Origin of the sequence: Aquimarina pacifica (assembly GCF_000520955.1) — a bacterium.
Taxonomy (GTDB): Bacteria; Bacteroidota; Bacteroidia; order Flavobacteriales; family Flavobacteriaceae; genus Aquimarina; species Aquimarina pacifica.
In genome coordinates this window covers 1-21,473 of the sequence record NZ_JACC01000007.1, presented here as the reverse complement: position 1 = coordinate 21,473, position 21,473 = coordinate 1, and the positions used below count along the sequence as shown (strand labels likewise).

11 protein-coding genes are annotated in these 21,473 nt (G+C 37.2%); 7 read left to right on the top strand and 4 right to left on the bottom strand.

Annotated features, from left to right (window positions below; genetic code table 11):
* The 3 genes from DZ60_RS0104725 to DZ60_RS24015 all read right to left on the bottom strand — a co-directional run bounded on the left by DZ60_RS0104725 (window position 1) and on the right by DZ60_RS24015 (window position 8,834).
* Window positions 1-2,130 carry a fibronectin type III domain-containing protein gene (locus tag DZ60_RS0104725; protein ID WP_025740906.1) on the bottom strand — a complete coding sequence of 710 codons (2,130 nt, stop codon included), beginning with the start codon at window positions 2,128-2,130 and terminating at the stop codon, window positions 1-3.
* 17 nt (window positions 2,131-2,147) lie between these two features.
* Window positions 2,148-6,896 carry a hypothetical protein gene (locus DZ60_RS0104720; RefSeq protein WP_025740904.1) on the bottom strand — a complete coding sequence of 1,583 codons (4,749 nt, stop codon included), beginning with the start codon at window positions 6,894-6,896 and terminating at the stop codon, window positions 2,148-2,150.
* A gap of 270 nt (window positions 6,897-7,166) precedes the next feature.
* Complete coding sequence (locus DZ60_RS24015; RefSeq protein ID WP_025740902.1) at window positions 7,167-8,834, bottom strand: AraC family transcriptional regulator; 1,668 nt, start codon at window positions 8,832-8,834, stop codon at window positions 7,167-7,169.
* A 139-nt stretch (window positions 8,835-8,973) separates the two neighbouring features.
* On the opposite strand from DZ60_RS24015, the gene DZ60_RS25730 reads away from it, so the two are divergent.
* Window positions 8,974-9,339 carry a hypothetical protein gene (locus DZ60_RS25730; protein WP_081740392.1) on the top strand — a complete coding sequence of 122 codons (366 nt, stop codon included), beginning with the start codon at window positions 8,974-8,976 and terminating at the stop codon, window positions 9,337-9,339.
* Here the strand turns inward: DZ60_RS25730 and DZ60_RS0104705 are convergent.
* Window positions 9,311-11,029 carry a helix-turn-helix domain-containing protein gene (locus DZ60_RS0104705; RefSeq protein ID WP_025740899.1) on the bottom strand — a complete coding sequence of 573 codons (1,719 nt, stop codon included), beginning with the start codon at window positions 11,027-11,029 and terminating at the stop codon, window positions 9,311-9,313. The two genes, DZ60_RS25730 and DZ60_RS0104705, sit on opposite strands and share 29 nt — an antisense overlap.
* Window positions 11,030-11,239: 210 nt before the next feature.
* Here DZ60_RS0104705 and DZ60_RS0104700 point away from each other — a divergent pair, with 210 nt between their 5' ends.
* The 6 genes from DZ60_RS0104700 to DZ60_RS22500 form a co-directional block, all read left to right on the top strand.
* Window positions 11,240-11,527 carry a hypothetical protein gene (locus DZ60_RS0104700; protein WP_025740897.1) on the top strand — a complete coding sequence of 96 codons (288 nt, stop codon included), beginning with the start codon at window positions 11,240-11,242 and terminating at the stop codon, window positions 11,525-11,527.
* Window positions 11,528-11,671: 144 nt separating this feature from the next.
* Entirely contained in the window at window positions 11,672-12,163 is a 492-nt protein-coding gene (locus tag DZ60_RS0104695; protein WP_025740896.1) for a hypothetical protein, read from the top strand.
* Between the two features lie 404 nt (window positions 12,164-12,567).
* Complete coding sequence (locus DZ60_RS0104685; RefSeq protein ID WP_025740894.1) at window positions 12,568-12,894, top strand: hypothetical protein; 327 nt, start codon at window positions 12,568-12,570, stop codon at window positions 12,892-12,894.
* Between the two features lie 74 nt (window positions 12,895-12,968).
* On the top strand, window positions 12,969-13,265 hold the full coding sequence (locus DZ60_RS0104680) for a hypothetical protein (protein WP_025740892.1): 297 nt from the start codon (window positions 12,969-12,971) through the stop codon (window positions 13,263-13,265).
* Between the two features lie 474 nt (window positions 13,266-13,739).
* Window positions 13,740-17,648 (top strand): hypothetical protein, encoded by a 3,909-nt coding sequence (locus tag DZ60_RS0104675; RefSeq protein WP_025740890.1) that lies wholly within the window; start codon window positions 13,740-13,742, stop codon window positions 17,646-17,648.
* A 46-nt stretch (window positions 17,649-17,694) separates the two neighbouring features.
* Window positions 17,695-21,473, top strand: a 3,779-nt coding sequence (locus DZ60_RS22500; protein WP_241448719.1) for a DUF6443 domain-containing protein, incomplete at its 3' end; no start/stop codon positions are given.

Sequence of the window (21,473 nt, the reverse complement as noted above, 5' to 3'; positions counted from 1 at the left end):
TTAAAATTCTATTTCTTTCTTTTTCATTGATGTATGACTGCCATTTTCTGTCATTGCCACAACTTGATATACATATATGTTATTAGGTGAAACTGATGTATCCTCTAATGAATGGATTGATCCTTGTAATTGTTTCCATAATACAGGTTGTTGTTCTTTTATAGATTTATACACCAAAACCTCATTTACTTCTTCGGGCATTTTTTTCCAACTCAACTTGATTTTTAGATTTTCTCTGTCTGCAGAAACTGTAAAACCTCTAATTAGGTTCTTACTATCCGACATAGATTCTGGGGATATTAATGTTAGGGGAGTTGAGGGTTCTGAAACTAGCCCTTGGGTATCTTCGGCAAAAATGGCGTAACGATATTTTTGTTTTGACTTGACTGTCTTATCCAAATATGAAGATATTGTATCTGTTTTAAAGACTAGTTCCCATGGAGCGTCTGATAGTTTTAGATCTTGTCGGTATAATTGATGAAAAGTAACATCATCACTGGTACTATTGTTCCATTCGAGGTAGATTCCGTCCTTTTTAATTTTATAGGCTAAAAAAACTGGGGCGTTAGGAGGAATGATATCAGGTTTTACCAATTCTAATATTTCTGAGTACTCTGACATGTTGTACCGTTTGTCTACAGCAACTACACGATAGTACACTGTTTTGTTTAAGGATTTGATTTGTATAGTATCCCTATAACTATTTTGAGTTATGGGAGAAATCGTTACTTGAGATAGTTCTTCTTTTTCTCGATTTCTCCTATAGATGCGGTATCCCATTACATCCTTCTCTAGATTGGGCGTCCATCGTAATTGTACGATACCCAATGTATCTATAACTCCTACTAAACCAACAGGAGCTTTTGGTGGTGTCTCGTCAACGGTTTGAACAAATCTGGCTAGAGAGACTGTTTTTTGTTTGTTTTTTCCGATAGCGGCAATCTTAAAATAATTGGAGTTTTCTAGGTTAGAAAAACTCGTTTGCCGAGTATTCGAGGCTAATTGATCTTTAACTATCGTATAATTTCCATCTTGTTTATCAGACCATAATAATTGAAAACCTAGGATTTCTTTTTCAATAGTAGGATCAAACTCCCATTTTATATTAACTGCTCCTAAATCATTTAATTTACATGCAGTGATTTGAGGTTGAGCTGTTAACTTTTTAATTCCTTGTGCAGAAACAATGGTAGATGGAGTACTTGTTTCTCCAAAAGGAGTAATTCCCTTTACGCGATAATAGTATGTCTTATTGTTTTGTGGTAAGGTATCGAGATAACGCATTCTTTTATACCCACTTTTTGATTGGCTGTTAAGATTAACTAAGGGTTGATCATTTAGAGAAACAAAATCTTTTCCGTTTTCGGATCGTTCTAGATCATAAGAGGTAAATACAGATTTGAACATTTCATAATCCCATGTCAAAGCAATGGTTTTATCATCGGGTACTGCAATAAGGTCAATAGGTGAAGGAAGTGGTTCTGGTTTTTGCGCTTTGATAACCACATTTCCTGGAGTTACGGTCAATATTTCATCAGGAATAGCTGTATGAATAATATATACATACTCTTCTCCCATCGTTATTGTAGTATCTTCATATCCCAAGGCGGCCATTTTTGCGGCTTCAAAACTCACATCTGCTGCAAAGAGTGCAAATGAAAATCGTTGTTCTGATTCTTTAGCTTTGTTTACAATTTGTGTTAATGCATCTTGGTTTTGCAAACCATCTACGATAAAACTATCACCGTATAAGGCTTGCGCTAAAATAGCTGCATAGTCATCGGTATCTGCAATATGCTCCCAAGACATAAGTTCTTTAGGAAGTATAGGAGTAGGGGTTAATGTAATTTTTTCTGGTGGAGATACTAAAACGCCATTTCTAGCCACTGTGTGTCGCTGAATCGTATATCCATATTTGTTTGCTTTTTGCCATGCAGAAGGGGTAGTAACTGCCCAACGTAATAGCATTGAGTTTTCTTGAGCGCGAGCTATTACCTGAACAGCATTCTCATCAGACTGATTTCCTTGAGAAATCCCCTGAAAAATACATAAGCATAGGAATACGTATACTAAGGTCTCACGATACGCAATCTTTATCTTTAGTTGTATGTTTGTTATATGTATCAACATATTTTTTGTTCGCTTCTTTATTGACTTATGGATAATGGATTTCTAAATGTGTATTCTGCTGAGCTTCCTTGTATTCCGCCAGGTAATGTGTACTGTAAGATGACATTATATTTACCATAAGGCATAAATGTATATGTAGTATTAATAATACTTAATTCTGGAGCTGTGCTACCCAGCAATCCATTGGCATAGTCGTTAATTACTCGCCCTCGAACATCCATGTAATCACTATGATATTCTTTTGGGAGATTATATCGATAAGGAAAAGTGGTGGCTACCCAGTCGATATTGATACGATTTTCTAGACTCGTGATGTAATTACTAAGGATAGGTAGTGCTTTCTTAGGGCGATATCCATATATCGTAGGATCCCTACGAATACTATATTTAGTTCCTTGCGCATATTTTTGATATAAAATAGGATCAATATCATCAGTGAAATATGCATCTTGTAAATCAGAGGCTACAGCAACCATAGCTTCATGATCTGTATATGCGTTGCCTATTAATTCTAGAATGTCAAATCCTTCATGATTTTGTATTCTAGAGGAGAGGTAAATTACCTCAGAGGAAATTTTACCCCAATTATCTTCGTTTACATCGATAGCGCTTACTTTATCTGCAAAAGTTCTATAACTACTGGTGTTAAAACTATAGGTTAGGCGTTCAATTTCTGAAACACTAATAGCGTCTTCTGCCTGATTAGTTGTTATCGTTATTATGTTACCATCGTCATAATTTTGTTCTTCTGTAGTGGTGTTCGATGTTTCTCTAATATCTTCAGTCGTTTTAGGGAAACTAGTAATGGATACCGTATATTTCTCTTCTCTATCAATATCGGGAAGCGTGTACTGTAATTTATTTTCGGCAGTAAAATATTTAAGGTCAGTTTCTTTAATTTCTCCTCCAAAACTTACTAGTTTAAGGTTACTTTGCCATTGGTCATCTTCAAAAAGATAATCTTGCCCTTGTTTTAATTGTATGTATCCAGTATTATACTCATCAGGGTAGAAGTATTCTTGATCAACGACAGGATATGAATATTGAATATTGTTTAATGGGATATAATCTGGAGCAGTTCCTGTAGTAAAATTTCGTTCTTCTGTTTCCAGCGCTTTTTTACCTTCATCCATTATGGTCTGAAATACTCCATTGATTTTTTCCTGAAAACTTACTTCTACTGTTGCTTTTAGGGGTGTTGCCGGAGGTAAAATATCGTCTGAAATAAAAGTTACACGATCGTAATTAGAGGCCCATTCTAAAGTTCCGCTAATTTCTTCTTCGGCTTCATTGGTTACGGTAAATTTTTCTAGTAGGACTTTATAGGTGTGATCGCCATCATCTTCTGGGATAATTATGGGTTGATTTACTTTTAGAGAGAACGTAGCTTGCGGAGCAGTAAAAACATCAACATCGGCATCTCCCTCACTGGGAGAAACATCAGTGATCATTTTTATACCATTTAGAGGAGAATCATTTTCGAATTCGCACTCTTCTCCGATAGTGACTTTGAATCTAAATCGTCCACTGACCAATCCGCCGAGTACCTCAAAATCTCCAGACATATAACCACGCATCCAAAAAGGATTAGGCAGTTTAGCCTGCATTAATACAGCTGCTCCTCCTTTAAAAATGGAAATGTTCTTTTTCTTAAAAAATAATTTTACGCGAATCCCTATTTCTCCTTGCAGGTAGGCATACGCTTGCCCGTTGGTATACCAGCCGTTTATTCCTACTTCATCACCTGTATTAGAGCAGGTGGCATCGCCATAATTTTTCATCATTAAATCAAAACCTATACCTGCCCTAAGTCGTGCATAAAACATTAAAAACTTAATGTCCCCTGTGTCAAAATTAAAGCCCGCTCCAAAAGCAAAACCTCTACCAGTACCTAATGCATTTTCGTCGCGCATATAATCCAGACTACTAGCATCAACACCAAGAATTTCTGCAACTGCATCTGGCGGAGCTGGACTGCCAGGGATTTTGGTTCCTGTCATAAAATAACCGTCAAGTTGGGCAAAAAGGGGACCTATTCCCATTTTTATACCCATGCGATTGGTAGGTGTACCGAGATATACAAACCAATCTCCATCTCCTACATATATTTCTCCCCATCCTGCTCTACCTTTGTCTCCCGTTCCTTTTATGAATGTTGCATTTACATAGGCATCTAGGGTGGCATGGAAAGAATCATTAACAAAATCAAACTCCATTCCCATATTCCCTGAGATTGCGGCTTTATCCTTTTCTTTGGCAGGATATTCTTCTTGCGCTTTTTCTAAGAAAGTTTTTCCCACTTTGGTATCTGATATTTGATGAATTACTTCGTAATCAACCATAGCATTTAGCTTCTCTTTCATTTTGGCAAGGGGGTTACTAAAACCAAATTCTTTCATTATTTGAGCCTCTCCGTAGAGGCCAAGTCGATTCACTCCCCAATTGTTATTAAATTCGATTTCGTAACCAGCACCAAAGGAGACGACATTTTCATTGGCTATTGCACCAAATACCATAGTTTTTACACCGAAACGAGAATTATAATCAGGAATGTATGATAATCCAGATGGAGCAAATTCTTCTCTAGAACTAGTGGTTCTGGTCATTCTGTAAAATGCACCTCCTGCAATTCCTGTTATTTTTATATTGCCGATAGGTGGTAAATTAAGTCCGTGAGAGGCAGCGTCGACGTACCAGTATCTAAACTCTTGTTTACCAAAAATAGCAAGGGATTTTACCTTTTTGACTTTACCAAAAGTTGCAGTAACTTCTCCCACAAATCCATCGCCATAGACTTCGTCATTATCTCGTATTGTTAAGTTACCTTCAAAAGATACAAGACCTACATTGGCTTCAACTTCGATGGCAGATATGTCTAATCCATCATATTCCCATTTTTGTTTGGATGCAGAGGCGTCGTTTTTTCCTTTAATACCTAAGCGAGTATTTGCAGAGAATCCTTTATCAGATTCGTTCATTAAATTAATAGCCAGATCAAAATCTAATTGAATAGTAACGTCACTCGTCCTTAATTCTATATTAGCAATAGAGGCGGGAAACCCCGCAAACTCTACTTTGTCATTATATCCAAAAGAATCTACCGTAATAAGAGGTGATTCTGTTTGTAAGACAAGGTTTTGGAACGTAATCCCTTTAAATTCTACAATTTCATTGTCATTAGTTTCACCTTCAGTACCTTCATTTTGTAAAGAAGCTTTTTGACTAGCCGAAATTGCCATTCTTCCGTTAAGGGTAGCTTTGGGTCTAAAGGTGTTATCAACTACTTTTAATTCTATAGCAGAATCGGGCAGGAGCTGTGCTTTGGCTCTAAATACATCAAAATCTAAGGTGTCTGTTGTAGCTACGGACATCATGAATTCTTCTTCAGAAATTAAACCTTTATAACCTAGACCTAGTTTTTCGTTGGCATTCTGATCCGTTTTATCTGATATTGGGAGTATTAATTCTCCTTCAAAACCTGCTCCAACTAATCGATTAGCGACTAATTCGATAGACATTTTATCTACAGAATATGCCCAACCGTTAGATGCTGAGGTTATTCCTTCGTTTATAGGGATTAAATTATTGATAGTAAAAAATCCAGACACACCATGACTGTCTAATAAAAGTTTTGCCGCTTCAAATGATACTCTTTTTCCGCTTTCTTTTCTTTTTTTGAATGCTTTTGGCAGACCAATTTCTAAGGACTCTACATAGACTCCACGCCATGTTTCTTGATTAAGTAACCATCCGCGTTCATAATAGATATCAGGAAAAGTGACTCCTTCAGTTCGAATATCACTAAAGTCAAAGACTGCATTATTAGCAGCATAGGTAAATAAGTCCTCTTGACCCGTAATTACAAACGGAGTAATACTAATTTCTACAATAAGATCATTCCAGCTAGAAGCAACAGTACTAAATTCTCCTCTAACTCGATTGGGGATTTGAATTGTATTTTTATAAGCGCCGTCATATGGTACAGTTGTATTCACATCGACCTCTCCTGTTTTTTCGTCTAACGGTAGCACAACATTTCTAGAGAATTGAACTTCGCCTTCGATTGCCATTTCCTTTACTCCCTTACAATCAATGGTTACATATGAGCGGTTTTGGATATCTGCAGTTTCATAGTCAAAACCGCCTTTGAGAAGTAATAACCAGTTACCACCACCAAAGGGAATAAACATATCTCCTAACAATACCAGATCACCACCACCAATAATCCCTCCTTCATTAGAGAGTTTTACGTTATTAGAACCAAAAAATAGTTCTACAGGTAATCCGTCATCTTTGGTCTGTGGTAGGATTACCTTTACAAATACAACTAATTCTGTATAATCTTTGGTAAACTCAGCTTTCATAAAACCAAGTTGGTATTCTACTTCATTGATTTTATGTTTAATCCCTACTGGTAATACTTGAATGTCTTCATTAGAAAATTTTGAGATCCATCTGCCTGTACTATCAATTTCTTTAAAACCTGCTTCAGCTTCATTTCGGGAGTCATTAACACTCTCAATATTTTGAGGAAATTCTTTTGCTATGTTCTTAAAAGTAAACTCGGGACTTTTAACAGTCTGTATGCTATTCGGAATTGGAAATTGTTTATCGAGTTTAGAAAGTTTCAGCGATTGCTGATAAGAAATAGATGTTGTAATAGTCTCTTTTTTACGAGTTGGTTTACTGCCCAAAGAATCCTTTTCTGTAGCATAAATTGCAAATGGTAAAATGAGAAATATGATTTGAAATACATTTACTTTCATACTAAAACTATATGGTTACGTTTACCAAAGAGAATTCAAGAAGTCATTCATAAATGTATGTAAGTAAGAAGTACTTAGTATAGCTAAGGGTGTATGTCAGGCTTATTGAGTTCTATTATCAAAATTAGTTATGAGGATGCAGAAAAACGTGCCAAATTATAATATGGCACCTCTATTGAGATAGTTAAAAAACAATGCTGTTTTTTTATAAGTGCATTATTATGAAGGGCTTATTGTATTTTTGGAGTGAAAAAAGGGGTAGAAAAGAAATCAGGCTTCTGTGTAGATATTTCGTTTTTGAAACTCACTAGGTGTAAGTCCAACTAGGTTCTTAAAAATTCGATTAAATGAAGTTTTACTAGGGAAACCAGCTTCATATCCAATTGCCAAGATTTTATAATTGGCATATTGGGGGTTTTTCATAAGCTGTTTGGCTCTGTCAATTCTGTATAGATTAATAAAATTATTAAAGTTTTTTTGGAAACAAACATTTAATACTTCAGAGAAAAGGTGAACGCTTATATTCAGTTTATCGGCAATATCTGATTGCTTTATTTCGTGATCGAGATATGGTTTTTCTTGTTCCATAAATTCTAAGATACGATCCATATACTCTTTTTGTTCGTCTAATGTCAAAGAAGTTTTTTTATTCTTAAGAGAACTTTTTATAGTATCTGAAACCTCTTGGTTCTGTATTTTTTTTGCTAGTTTATTTAATTTGTCCCTTAAAAGTTCGTTTTCGTTTTTTAGAAGTTCTTTGTCGCCTTCTAATAGTAGTGACTGTTTTGCAAGGCGTTTGCGTCGATTTCTGTACAATATTGTAGAAACTATTAGCAAGATGAATAGTCCTCCTCCTATCCACAAATAAATTTGTTTCTCTTTACTTAAAAAAACAATAGACTTTTGTTGATCTGTAATGATTTTAGATTTGGTTTGAGATTCTTTTTCTAGTTTTAAGCGTTGTGCTTTAGATAGCGTTTTAAGATATTGTTCCCGGGTTTGTGTATAGGCTTTCTGTTCTTCTAAAGAGTTTTTGATGCTGTCTAGTGATTCATATGTTTGTGCTAGGTACTCATGCGTCTCCATTTTTAGACTAAGAAACCCTCCTTTTGTGGCTATTTCTTTTGCTTTTTTAAGTCTTTTAAGTCCCTTAAGAGGTTGATTTGATAAATAATACGAAACTCCCATTATGAAATTGGCAGAACCTTCTAATTCGGCAGCTTCTTTTTCATCTATTCTTTCTAAGGCTTTTTTACTGTTTCTTATCGCATTGTTGTATTGTTCTAAGTACCTATAGCATTCTGAAATATTAATTAGCGCACCAATTATTTTATCATTTCTACCTGTTTTTTCTGCAATTTCTTTTACTTTAAGCATATAGGAGAGTGCTTCTGAATAATTTCCCTGATTAAGATTAGCGGTTCCCATAGAATTATATGCCGACATTAAAACATTATCAGGGTTTTCTAGATGAGTAGTAAGTTCAATGACTTTGTTCATAGAAATTTTTACGTTTTCATAATCTTCGATATGATTATATAAATTTCCTAAATTGACTTGTACTAAAATTCTAGAATAGGAATTCTCGGGTAAGGAATGACCTAATTTTTCGGCTTCGAGATATCGTGTTAAAGATTTTTCGTATTCACCTGTAGATTGGTAATAAATTGCTAGATACACCAAAGATTTAATTTGTACTTCTTTTAGTTCATATTCCTCGGCAATACCAAGTACATAAGTACAATGTTTTTTGAAGGATTCTAAATCCCCTTCTCTATAAGCAGTTCTGGATAGTTCTGTATATTTTGTAATACTATCTTGTAGTGCTTCTGGGACTTGGTAATTCGTTGAAAAAGTGGTGTATGTTGTTGTTAATCCGTGGCTTATGTTGTGGTTAAGGAGGTAGAGGAATAGTAAAAAATGAATTTTTCGTATCATATTCAAAAATAATAAATCAAAGATAAATTATTTTGGATAGACAAATTACTCTTACCTCTTTTTCTTAGATTTCTTGAATTCTGTATTGTAAGTATAGGATATTTTTTCGAGGTAGTTTTGGAATAAAAAATGGTCATTTATTCGTTGTTTTATAAAACCAAAAAAAACCCTTGTAAAAACAAGGGGTTTCGCAAATGTACTGAAGACGGGACTTGAACCCGTACGTCCTAATAGATATTGGATTGATAAAAAACATTGGAATGAGCAGAAGCAGAAGGTTAGAAATTCTTATCAGAGTGCAGCAAGGTTAAATAATTTAATGCTTAAAAAAGTTGCAGAGGCTGATGATATCATTTTGGCATTTGAAATTAACAAAACCGTATATACATCTTCTAAGGTGACAGCGCTGCTAAAAAACAATTCTAAAACGCAATCTTTTTTTGAGTTCTCGAGTAAATATTTTGACGATCAGTTTTTTATTTATTTTCATTATTCAGTTCTTTAATAAAATAGGATGGGTAAATCCCAGTAGCTTTAAAAAATGACTTAGAAAAAGATTCGGAAGTATTAAATCCAGCTTCCTTTGCTATCACCTGAATTTTATAATTTCTAAATTTCTTGTCTATTTTTAATTTATTAATCATGTATTCAATCCTTAAGTCGGCAATATAATTGGAAAAATTTTTTTCCTTATAAGTATTAATTATCTGTGATAAATAACGTGAATTGGTCTTAAATTCTTTGGCTACCGAACTTAAAGATATCTGAGATTTCAGAAAGTCTTCATTTTTTTCGAAAACATCTAAAAGTTCGAGTATTTCTTTGACTAAATCTTCGGCAATATCTAAACCTTTATTTTTAACAACTTCCTTGTTTGAATTTTTGTCTTCAGTCTTGTTCATTAAAGAGGAAAAATTTCTCTTATAAATTTTTCTTTTCCTATTATTTATAAATAACACGATTCCTAATAAAACTATAAAAAATAGGAGTAACCCAACTAAAAAGGAAGTAGATGAACTTTTCTTTTTTAACTCCTTTTCTAAAAACTCTTTTTCAATTAATAAGTTTGGAGTAGAATATTCATTTTTTATTTCTCGATAAAGATTTTTATTATCTTTTTGTATTATGCTATCAACTTTTAAAAGCTTAGTAATATACAATATTTGTTTTTCCGTTTGTTTTTCAATGTTGTATGATTTTATTAACAGTTCGTAGCAGGACCTTAATTCGGGAAAATAAATATCCTTCCCTGATGCCATAGAATCTACTTTTTCTAAGTAAAGTATCGATTTAGAGTATTTTTTTTGTTTATAGAACACTTTACCTAATGTCAAATCAGCGATTATAAGATTACCATCTTTTATCCTATTTTTATACACTTCTTTAAACTTATTTATACTATCAATACTTGCATTATAGTTTTTTAAATGCATACTGGTAATACCATTACTTAGTAATAAATGGCCATAATAAAAACTATCCTTTTCCTTTAGAGATTTTATGATGTTTTCAGAACTGAGTTTAAATGCCTCTTTATATTTTTTTTGCCAATTATATGCTTCGCTTAGTGCGAATACAGATTTAAAATAGTTTGGGTCTAAACGATCTTGAGTATTTAAGGCCTTTTCAAAATAGTAATTTGCCGTTTCTTTGAAAATCCTAGATGACGAATCATAATCACCTAACATATGTTTAATTGCTCCTATATAATAATTAATCATTGTTTTTTGTTCCTGATTATCTCTTCTTTGTGCAATTTTATTAGCAATTACTAATTCCTTTAAAGAACCATCAAGATTCCCCTTTCTTCCTAGAAGCTTAGATTTTAATATATGTGCATTTGTTGGGTATTCAATAAAATTTAGATTTGAAGTTAATCTGATTATACTGTCACAAAAAGCTATGGAATGTTGATTGTCTTTTAAGGACGCAATCATGTAATATCCTTCTGCTAACAGAAACGTATCTCGATTTACTTTAGCTTTTTTTACAATGTAATTTGCTATAATCACAGCATTTGTATTTTTTCTATTGTTTTCAAATAGCACTTTTAGTTCTTGATTACTTTTTAAAGAAAGCCTATCCTTAAACGATTGGGATATTAAATTAGGGGATGAAAAAAATGTAAAACATAGGAGAATAAAAAATCCCTTTATAGAATTTTTCTTTTTAAAATTTAATAATATGTAAAGCATAAGTCTTTTTTTATCAAACAATTAGATGTATTATCTAGAGGTGTAAAAATACTTCATTAATTGAATAGATAGCTTTTTCATTTTTAAAATAGTTAAGAATTATATTATCGAAATTCTTGAATTTCGACTCGAAATTCTATAATTCCGATTTCTTCCACTTGCACACCACCCAAAACCGATCCTACATTTGTCGGAACAAAACCGAAACCTATGGATCACCAACATCATCCTGATCAGCACCTGTTTATGGCAGGTATTATACAATCATTGCACCTACGGCTTGATGATTTTATATACAACGTAGCCCATCAGGCACGCTATGAGACCATCTTATACCATTGGATGCTTACCCTCTATAAAAAAGGGAAATCAGTCGATGATGCAATACAGTTAATCTATAGAGCTCGACACTTCTGGTTGCTAGGGCAGGACAAAATAAAGTGCCGTACGTCTGTCACTATAAACAAACCCGACACACAACCAGAAAACCAAAAGTAAGGATTAAAAAAGAGAAATGAAAATGAGTATCAGAGGCTCGAAGTAAGAAGCCTGAAGCGATTAAGGGAAAAAAAGGCCGCAGACCTTTGACTTCTGACCTCGAACAATAGAAAACAAAACAGCGAATAACAAAAATTGAAAATAATGAGTGAATATAATAGAATTAGCAAGACCTTAACTACAGAAGAGGTTACAACGGTACAGGAGTGTATGACCACCCTAAGAGGGGCATTAGACTTTCTACAAAACTTAACCCCAAAGGAGCGTAAAAATTTACCCAAGATCAATAGCTCTAATAAGATTTTTGCCGAAGATAGCATTCATATCCTAGAGGGTAAACCCAAATGGATTCCAGAAGCACTTACTGCAGAAGAAGCCAGAAAAGATCTAAAATTATTTGAGCAACTAGACCCTATTATTCTAGAGCTCGATAGCCTACTACGACAGCTTAAAGACACCCAAATGATAGCAGGAAGCGAAGTATACCGCGTTGCCCTATCGGTCTATAGCCTTGCCGATGCTGCTCGTAAAATGCCGATGGAAGGCGCACAAACTGCGCATGAACTGCTCAAGACCCGATTTACACAAAGCATGAATACCAGTACTACGGATACGGGATCAGATCCCGTACAGTAAGCACCAAAAATCATACACCATACCCCAATAATCATGGGGTGAATAGCAAAGTTAGCCAAAGCAAGCAGTAATGAAGTGGGGATATGCACTTTCTCGAGTGGGTATACTGACAGGGTTACAGGTTGCCCCCAGCTTCGAAGTACCCTCCTCGAGGTATGTATGTGGGTATACTGACAAAGTTACCTGCATCTTTAACAATTGCAGTACGGTAGGGTACATATGCAAGTGGGGAGGGGTACTTACGAAGTGGGTGTTTTGGGTGAGGGTAGCATGATAACTAAAGATGTAAGTCAGAAGTTCGAAGACCGAGATCAGAGGTAAGAAGTCAGAAATTAGAGGCTCGATGTGGGGTGATAGAGTTGGGGTATCAGGAGTCTCATGACGGAAGACGAAAAACGGAAGAGATGATAGCAAAAAACCAGCCCCCGGACCTCAAACCCCCGACCAAACAACAACAAAACAAAAACATGATACGAACTACCTATTCACAATTGACCACAGTACAAAAGGCATTAGTCTGTTATAAAATTATAAAACATACCCGAGCGGAGGAGCAATTGATACAAAAAATATTAGAAATGATGGATCCGCAGATCAAGGTAATAGGAGGCGAAGTCATTGTATGGCATGGTACGCTAGAGCTCATCAAACACAAAATCAAATGGGAGTTAAAAAAAGAAGAAGAACGATTAAAAGAAACAGAGCATAAAATGAAAAATATCCCAGAATAAAAACCTCATTTAAACAAGCTAAATTTTCATAATACCCCATAAGTAGAAAACAATAACAACAAAAAAAGAAGATTATGAACACGATGATTAAACAGATCGAATTGATAGAGCGAATTGACCAGCTTATTCGTATGCATGCTACAGGATCTCCAGATGATTTATCAGCGCATTTGGGAATTTCTAAAACCAAACTCTATCGCGTGATTCATTTGATGAGAGCCTTAGATGCGCCATTGATTTATAATATATCAATCAAGAGTTTTGTCTATGAGACAGAGGTTGCTTTTAGTTTTGGGTTTCAGGTTAAGGGAGGCACAAATCGTATTGAAGAAGTTAAGAAAGCATCAGTAATGAGAAGAGGTGTATGTTAATTTTTGTGAATTAGAGCATCCAATCCGCATTTCTAAATTTCTAAAAAGAATAAAAAAATCTTCGAGTTCCGAAAAATGAAACTACGCTGCTGTAATATTGCATTTTACTGAGGAAGTAATGATCTAACAAAAAGGGAAAGATCTCATTAGCAGTAAAAAAACAAAAAAAGTTGCATATCGGTTGTAACATTTCTTTGGGTTGAGACATAAACCTATATAAAGTTCATACATATGAGCTGCTATACAGGGAAAAACAAAGAGATTAACAAGTAAAAAAGCGTAGCATACAAGCGTAATATTTTTGATAACCAATAAAATTAATGCAGTATAGCTCTTTTTTATGTGTTATTGATCTGGTGTTTATAGCCGTTGAACTAAAAAATAAAAAAAGGGGAATATCCACCCATATGGATAGTTAAAAAACCCGTAGGTTTGCCGCCGGGAAAAAAATAAATTGTTAATACACTGATGTTTATGAAGTATTTTGGAGTACGCTATTTGTATATAGTCGTAGTAGTGCTGTTACTGGTACAGACAGGTAGAGCACAAAATTATCAAGGGGGATACTCTGCCGGAGCAGTAGCCACCCCTACAGCAGCACAAGCCACCAGAGCTAGTAGTGCTACAGTAGATCTCACTACAGGAGCCGCACAATATTCGGTACCTGTGTATACTATTAATCAAGATGGCGTAAGCTGGGGAGTCGGATTACAATACCGCTATTCGGGGCTTAAAGTTCTAGAAGAACCCTCACCGATAGGACTGGGTTGGGGATTAGCAGGAACGGGTATGGTATCTCGCGAAGTTCGCGGATTACCCGATGATCACCCTTATGGTTATCATGGCTCAGAAAATGTGAGAGGGACGATTCTAGATCCGTATTATTTTTTTGATGCCAATAATAGTGCCGATACCAATGGCAAACAAGTTCTCAAAGAATACGATGCCTACCGTTTGGCTAATGGGATACTTGATGGCGAACCCGATGTATTTACCGTCAGTGCGGGTCGTCTTAATTTTTCATTCAAGTTAGGCCTCGATGGAGAGCCCGTATTAATGTCTCATCATAATATCAAATTAAGTTTTGATTGGGACCATATTGAGGTGATTGATTCTGAGGGAGTGACCTATGTTTTTACCGCCAAAGAAACCTTTGCTCCCCAACGAGAAGCAGAGATGGGTTGTGTCTTAGGTTGGGGTATATTAATGCCTACCTATACCCGTAGTTGGTATCTAACAGCCATACAACCCAAAAATACGACACGACAGATTACCTTTGAGTATGCCACACATCAACAAACTACTCGCGCTTTTGTTCCCAAAATGTATTCGTGTAAATCTACACAATCGGAGTTTATTGATGACTTAGGAGAAATAATTGTAGATGAAGAAACAGAAGAAAGTTCTTTTGAATTGTTTGACCATTCAGACCCTTATGTCTATAGCCATGTCAATCTGGAGGTTGCTGTCGAGGTACCCGTATTAGAACGAATTAACTTTGCTGAAGGAAGTCTACTTTTTAATACCCATACAGTACCATCAGGCGCCTATCATCAGTATTCAGGAATTGAGCTGTTGGATTTTCATGAGCAGCTGATTCACCACTATGATTTTACTACTGCGGGTAATCGCAGGTTACTTACCCATGTGTATAAAGACGATGAATTTGCCGTACGTTTTGATTACTACGGTCAGGAGGAAACAGATGGTATTCCTGCGTATGAATACAATCAGCAAGAAGTGGCCGCCCGTATGGATGCCTGGGGATATTACAAAGGATCCGAAGAAGAAAGCGCAAACCAAATCACCAGTGATGCCGCTACCCTGGGAAGCTTTGTCGGTACCCGTAGCGGTGCCCTACAAACCATTGGCTATAAAACCGGGGGAACCACCGAGCTGTATTATGAGCAGAATACCACCCCAGAGAATACCAGTTATGGAGGTATTCGTGTACATAGGGTACAAAACTGCCCGGGAAATGAAGAAGAATGTACCCAAAAACGATACGAATATACCCATGATGACTTAACATCTAGTGGTGTCGCCATGGTTTGGGATAGCTATCAGGCACAAGCCAGTATTTTCTATGAACAAGTCAGTCAATATAGTGCTGCCATCGATGAAGAAGGAAGCCTGATCAAAAACGGAAAAACGGTGTATACCTTTGTCAATCCTGATACCTTTAGAGATATCACTTTTTCAGAATCCCTAAGCGAGGCCAACTTACCTCCTGTTGCCATTGTCGAGGGAGGTATCAAAATGAAATCCGTACGTACCTATAAGAGTGATTACAAAACAATCCCTGCCAATGATGTACTGATTTCAGAACAATTCTATGAATACGAAAAAGTACCTCAGGCGGTTGATGCTCAAGGCAATTCACAAGAAGCTAATTACCCCTATGGACTCAAGGTACGTTCTGCCGAAGGTGTAAAACGGTACTGGCACCTAGATCGGGAAGTGACCCATCAGATGGAACGCAATGGCTATGTCAACCCTACCATCGATTATACATTGGTAAATTTCAATAATATTTATATCAATGGTACCCAAGCAGATATGGAAGCCTATGCACCCTTGCTTCTGGGAGCTGCGCAAATACCTAACAATAGTATTCTGTGGAATAATTTGATGAAATTCACCTATGGAGTTGGAGAAACCGGAAATGATTTTTCTCAACAAGAAAACGCATTTTATAAAATTTCGACCTACAAAACCATGAATGTATTGCCGCGTCAAAAGCGAGTGATTAGCAGAACCTATTCTGATCTCAACCCAAATGTCTATTCAGAAAGTATTCAGGAGTTTACCTATGACCACTATAATCAGGTAACCACACAAACGGCTACAGACTCCAAAGGGATTACAAAAAAATCAAGATATTATTACCCCTATGATCCTGAGATCAATAATACGACCCTAATCAATCAATATCGTATTGCATCTCCTGTTAAAACAGAAACCTATAGCGATGCACAAAAACAAGGAACCGCACTTGTAAATTTTGATAGTTGGGAGTATGGACATTATTTGCCTTCAGTAATACAGGCCTCAAAAGAAGGAAGTCCACTAAGAGATCAAACGATCTATCATAAGTATGATAACAATGCCAACCCATTAGAGGTATCCCAAGGAAAAAGTACCGTGCATACCGTCTATATCTGGGGATATAACGATCTATACCCCATTGCCAAGATTGGCAATGCCACTTATGATCAGGTTGCCGGTTATGTAGCAAATTTAAAAGATTTATCAAATGATGATAGTGATAGAACACAAGATGCATCTGGTCAAGAAGGAGCCTTGCGAGCAGGCTTGGCAGCATTAAGAGCAGCATTACCCGATGCCCTTGTTACTACCTACACCTATGATCCCCTGATAGGCATTACCAGTACCACTGACCCCAGAGGATATACCGCCTATTATGAGTATGATCCCAAAGGACGTTTGTTACAGACCCGAGATGATGAACAAAATATCATCGATCGATATTATTACGACTATGCCAAAACAGAAGTAGCACAAGGGTATAGCCCTTTGACCACCAGTGTGACCACTTTTCCGAGTTATGGAGTGGCTACAGAAACCGCTAATTTTGTAGCAGCTGTATCTGGTGGATCTGATAATCTGAGTTATAAATGGGAGATCGAACTGCCTAATAAAACGATCCAAACTTACAATGGGCGATCTATTTCAGTATTATTTACTGCCGCACATGTAGGAGTGCTGACCATACGATTTATTACCACAGATAATGAAACCGGAAATCAAAAAAGTAGTACACAAACACTAAAAGTACACGGCGCCTATAATGTGAGTCCATCCTATCCAAGCACGACTACGGTAAACAATACTGCCACCTTTACTATGAATGCCAGCGGAGGATCAGGATACTTTAAGTACACCTGGAAAATATCCGGAAGATCTGGGTATTATAACAGAACCAGTAAATCCTTTACCCTGAATATGGGCTTTAATTACTACGGAACCAATAGAACATTGATCTGTACTGCTACAGATACTGTTACGGGGCGCACTTTTACCTTTAATAAGAAATTTACGGTAAACGGTGCCCAACTCGGACAAAGCTGGACAAAAACCTCGGATACATCCACCAATTATTGGCGTAATGAGAAGTATACCGTGACCCCAACATTGGGATCCGGGAGCTATTCCTATAAGTGGACCGGAGATAATGGTAGCTGGACAGGTGCTACCTATGGCGTATACCAAAGTACCTGTAGAGATCAGCAAACCATTAAATGTGTCGTGACCGATAAGATCACAGGACTCAAACACACCAAGAGTAAGAGTTTTTATTTTAATCCTTCCTGGTGCAGTGGTATAGTTGATCCTACAGATCCTACCAACCCGGTACATTAAGAAAGTCTGATGTTAGAAAACGTACAATCAAGAAAAAAAATATCAAATGCATATTAAAAAAATATATAGTTGCTACCTGCTATTACTAGCACCGCTATCGTTGTTGTTTGCCCAACAGGTAGTGCCAAGCAATGAGAATTATACGATGCGGGTCTCTGCCAAGGAGCCCCTCAAAACGGTTGCAGAATTTGAGCAAGCAGCCATCGACCAAAAAGCCATCAGTATTACCTATTTCGATGGATTAGGAAGACCCAAGCAACAAGTAGCTGTTGGGGTCAGCCCCGACATGGCACCTACCACCAATCAATTGACCATGGATTGGAGCGAAGGATCAGGAGGAACTCCTTTTTTTGAGCAAAAAGGACAAACCTCAGAAAACCAAATTTTATGGGGCACAGACCCTACAGGAGCCAATTCTTTATTATGGCAATGTGGTAATGATGCAGCCAGTGATGCCGATGGGGGTTGGAACGCACAGTATATCGAGATCGATAATACCAAAACCTATCGCTATGCGGTTTGGGTAAAACGTACCGGATCACAAGACGGAAAAACCTATCACGGAACCCGTAATGTAACCTATCTATCGGGTGATGCCAATAGCAATCCGTATTTTTGGGAAGGAGATCTCCCGCAATTAAATACTTGGTATCTAATGGTGGGTATTATTCACCCTCATAACTATACCGGAGAAGATCAGGGGATTAGTGGGGTCTATGATACCAACGGAACCCGAATACTAGACGGAAAAGAATTCAAATGGATCAGTACGGCCACCACTTCTAGTTTTAGAAGTTATTTGTTTTATAGTACCGATACCAGTGTACGCCAGTATTTCTGGAATCCCACCGTACATATCGTTGATGGTGCCGCTCATAAACAAGAGGAGCTCACCACACAAGAAACCATATACAATGCCGATATTGTAGCCCATATCGAATATGACCACTTTGGTAGACAAGCAAAACAATACCTGCCCATTACCAGCAAAGGAGCGGCAGGGAGTTATCAGGAGGTAGATGTGGTAGAAGATATCAATGCCTATTATTTAAACAAATACCCAGATGATTTTGCAGGAATTACCGATCCGACGCAGGTCAATGCCTATGCAGAGCAGATCTATGATCGCTCTCCTGTCGGTAGAGTGACAGAACAAAGTGCACCAGGGAGTGTGTGGAAGTATAAAGAAGGAAGTATACAGTATGAAGATCCGGTATATACCTATTTCCCGACTACGCTGAGTTATGATCAGTTCTGGGAAGCACAGGATTTGTTTTATATCCCTGGAGAAAATAACCTGCCTAGTGCCTATAACGATGAGGGGATGTTAATGCTTAACAATCTGGCGCGTTTGATTATCGAGGATGGGATATTAACCTTGCGAATCCGTACCATCACCGAAGATGAGAGTGGGCATCCGCTCCCCTTAGGAAAAATAAGACACCTTCCTATCGCATCGCCTATAGCTTCTATCGATTTAGGAATCCTTACCGATGCCAATGGTAACAATACCGATTATCGCATTGGGATCGAAGATAATTATTTGACCATTACAGCTACTACAGCAACTCCAGCAAACATCCCCGGAGGCTTGTTTGTAGATATCACTTATGATCTGACTCAGATTGAATATGTAACCTATCAGAATATATACTATGATACCCCTGATAGTCATACGGTAAAATCAGCTCAAGATCTTAATACAACAACAGAAGTTGCTCGATTTGATGTGGTCGTAGCTACAGATGGTACACCGACCTTGGTACAGAATGGTAGGTATGAAGCACAACAATTGTCTAAAAGCATTATTAAAAATGAAAACTGGGTCAAGGCCGATGGTCATGCCAATACTGCAGAAAGTTTTACCGATAAAACCGGAAAAGTACTCATGACTCGTAGTTATGTAGAGACCGCTACAAACACCCTAGAAACTGCCGATACCTATAACATCTATGATGATTTTGGCAATCTTACCTTTGTGATTCCTCCAGCGGTAGTGATCAGTGATGGGATTTCGGATACCGAACTCAACGAATTAATGTATCAGTATCAGTATGACCAGCGCAATCGCCTGATTCGAAGTAAAAATCCAGGAAAAGGATGGGATCAGATCGTATATAACGAGTTGGACCAACCTGTATTGACACAAAATGCAGTACTGGCAGCAGAAGCCGCTTGGTTATTTGTCAAATATGATGTGTTGGGTAGAGTGGTCTATACGGGTAGATATAACAATACCCGAAGTCGTCGACAATTACAGGATGTGGTCGATCAGATGAGCACCTACCACGAAGAGCGTGCTACAGCGGCAGTGATTGATGGTACCGATATCTATTACACCAACACTATATTTCCTACTACCGATATAGCACTACATACCATCAGTTATTATGATGATTATAATTTTGATATAGTAGGGCTCACTAATCCTGGGAGTGTTTATGGCGAGTCTATTACCCAAAACACCAAATTATTAGCTACCGGAAGCAAAGTACGTGTACTAGGAACCGATGATTGGATTACCTCGGTGCCTTACTATGATAAAAAGGCCAGAGGGATCTATGCAGCAAGCAAAAATGAGTATCTTAGCACTACAGATATTATAGAAACCCAACTTGATTTTACTAGCAAGGTGATCCAGAGTACCAGCATACATACCAAAGGCAATAATGAACCGATTGTAATGATCGATAATTTTACCTATGATGCTCAGGGACGTGTACTTACCCAAACCCAACAAATCAATGATCAGCAAGAAGAACTTCTTGCCAGTTATGTATATGATGAAATGGGACAAGCCACCACCAAAAAAGTAGGAGGCAATGTCACTACGAGCGGTAGCGCGGCAGTCTCTTCGTTACAAACCATAGACTATGCTTTTAATATCAGAGGATGGTTACAAAGCATTAATGAAGGAAAAACCGATAACGGAGACCTCTTTGGGTATGCCGTACATTATACCACCACGACCGAAAATCTGGGTGCCACTCCCTTATACAATGGTAATATCAGTGAGATCAGTTGGCAAACAGCCAATGACCATACAAAACGTGCATATGGATACCAGTATGATACTACCGATAGGCTTACCAAAGCCATCAGTAGTGAGGGTAATTATGATCTGAGTGAAGTGACCTATGACAAGATGGGCAATATTCTCTCCTTAGAGCGCCAAGGACATACCAATGCCGATGCTACTGCCTTTGGGGTGATGGATGATCTGACCTATACCTATGGGGCAGGGCATAAACTACAAAGTGTTAGTGATGCTGGAGATACTACTTTTGGATTTGCAGATGGCAATACAGCAGGAACTGATTATACCTATAATACCAGCGGAAGTCTAATCGAAGATCGTAACAAAGGAATTACCAGTATTACCTATAATCATTTTGAGCTGCCTACCCAGATTACTTTTGAGCAGAGTGCGACCAAAAAGATCGAATATGTATATACGGCTACGGGGAGCAAGATCAAAAAGATACTGACCAATGGCAGTGATATAACAGAGACCGAATATGCAGGAGGCGCCCAATATAAAAACGGAGCACTACAGTTTATACCAACTGCCGAAGGGTATATCGAACCGGATCAGGAAGGGTTTACCTACATCTACCAATATACCGACCACTTAGGCAACACCAGACTTGCGTATTCAGATAAAGACAATAGCGGTACCATAAGCGCTGATGAGATTATAGAGGAGAACAACTACTATCCATTTGGGCTGTCTCATCGTGGCTATAACAACGCCATTAACGGCAGATCCCATACCTATAAATACAATAATACAGAATTAGAAGAAGGACTAGGACTCGATTGGTA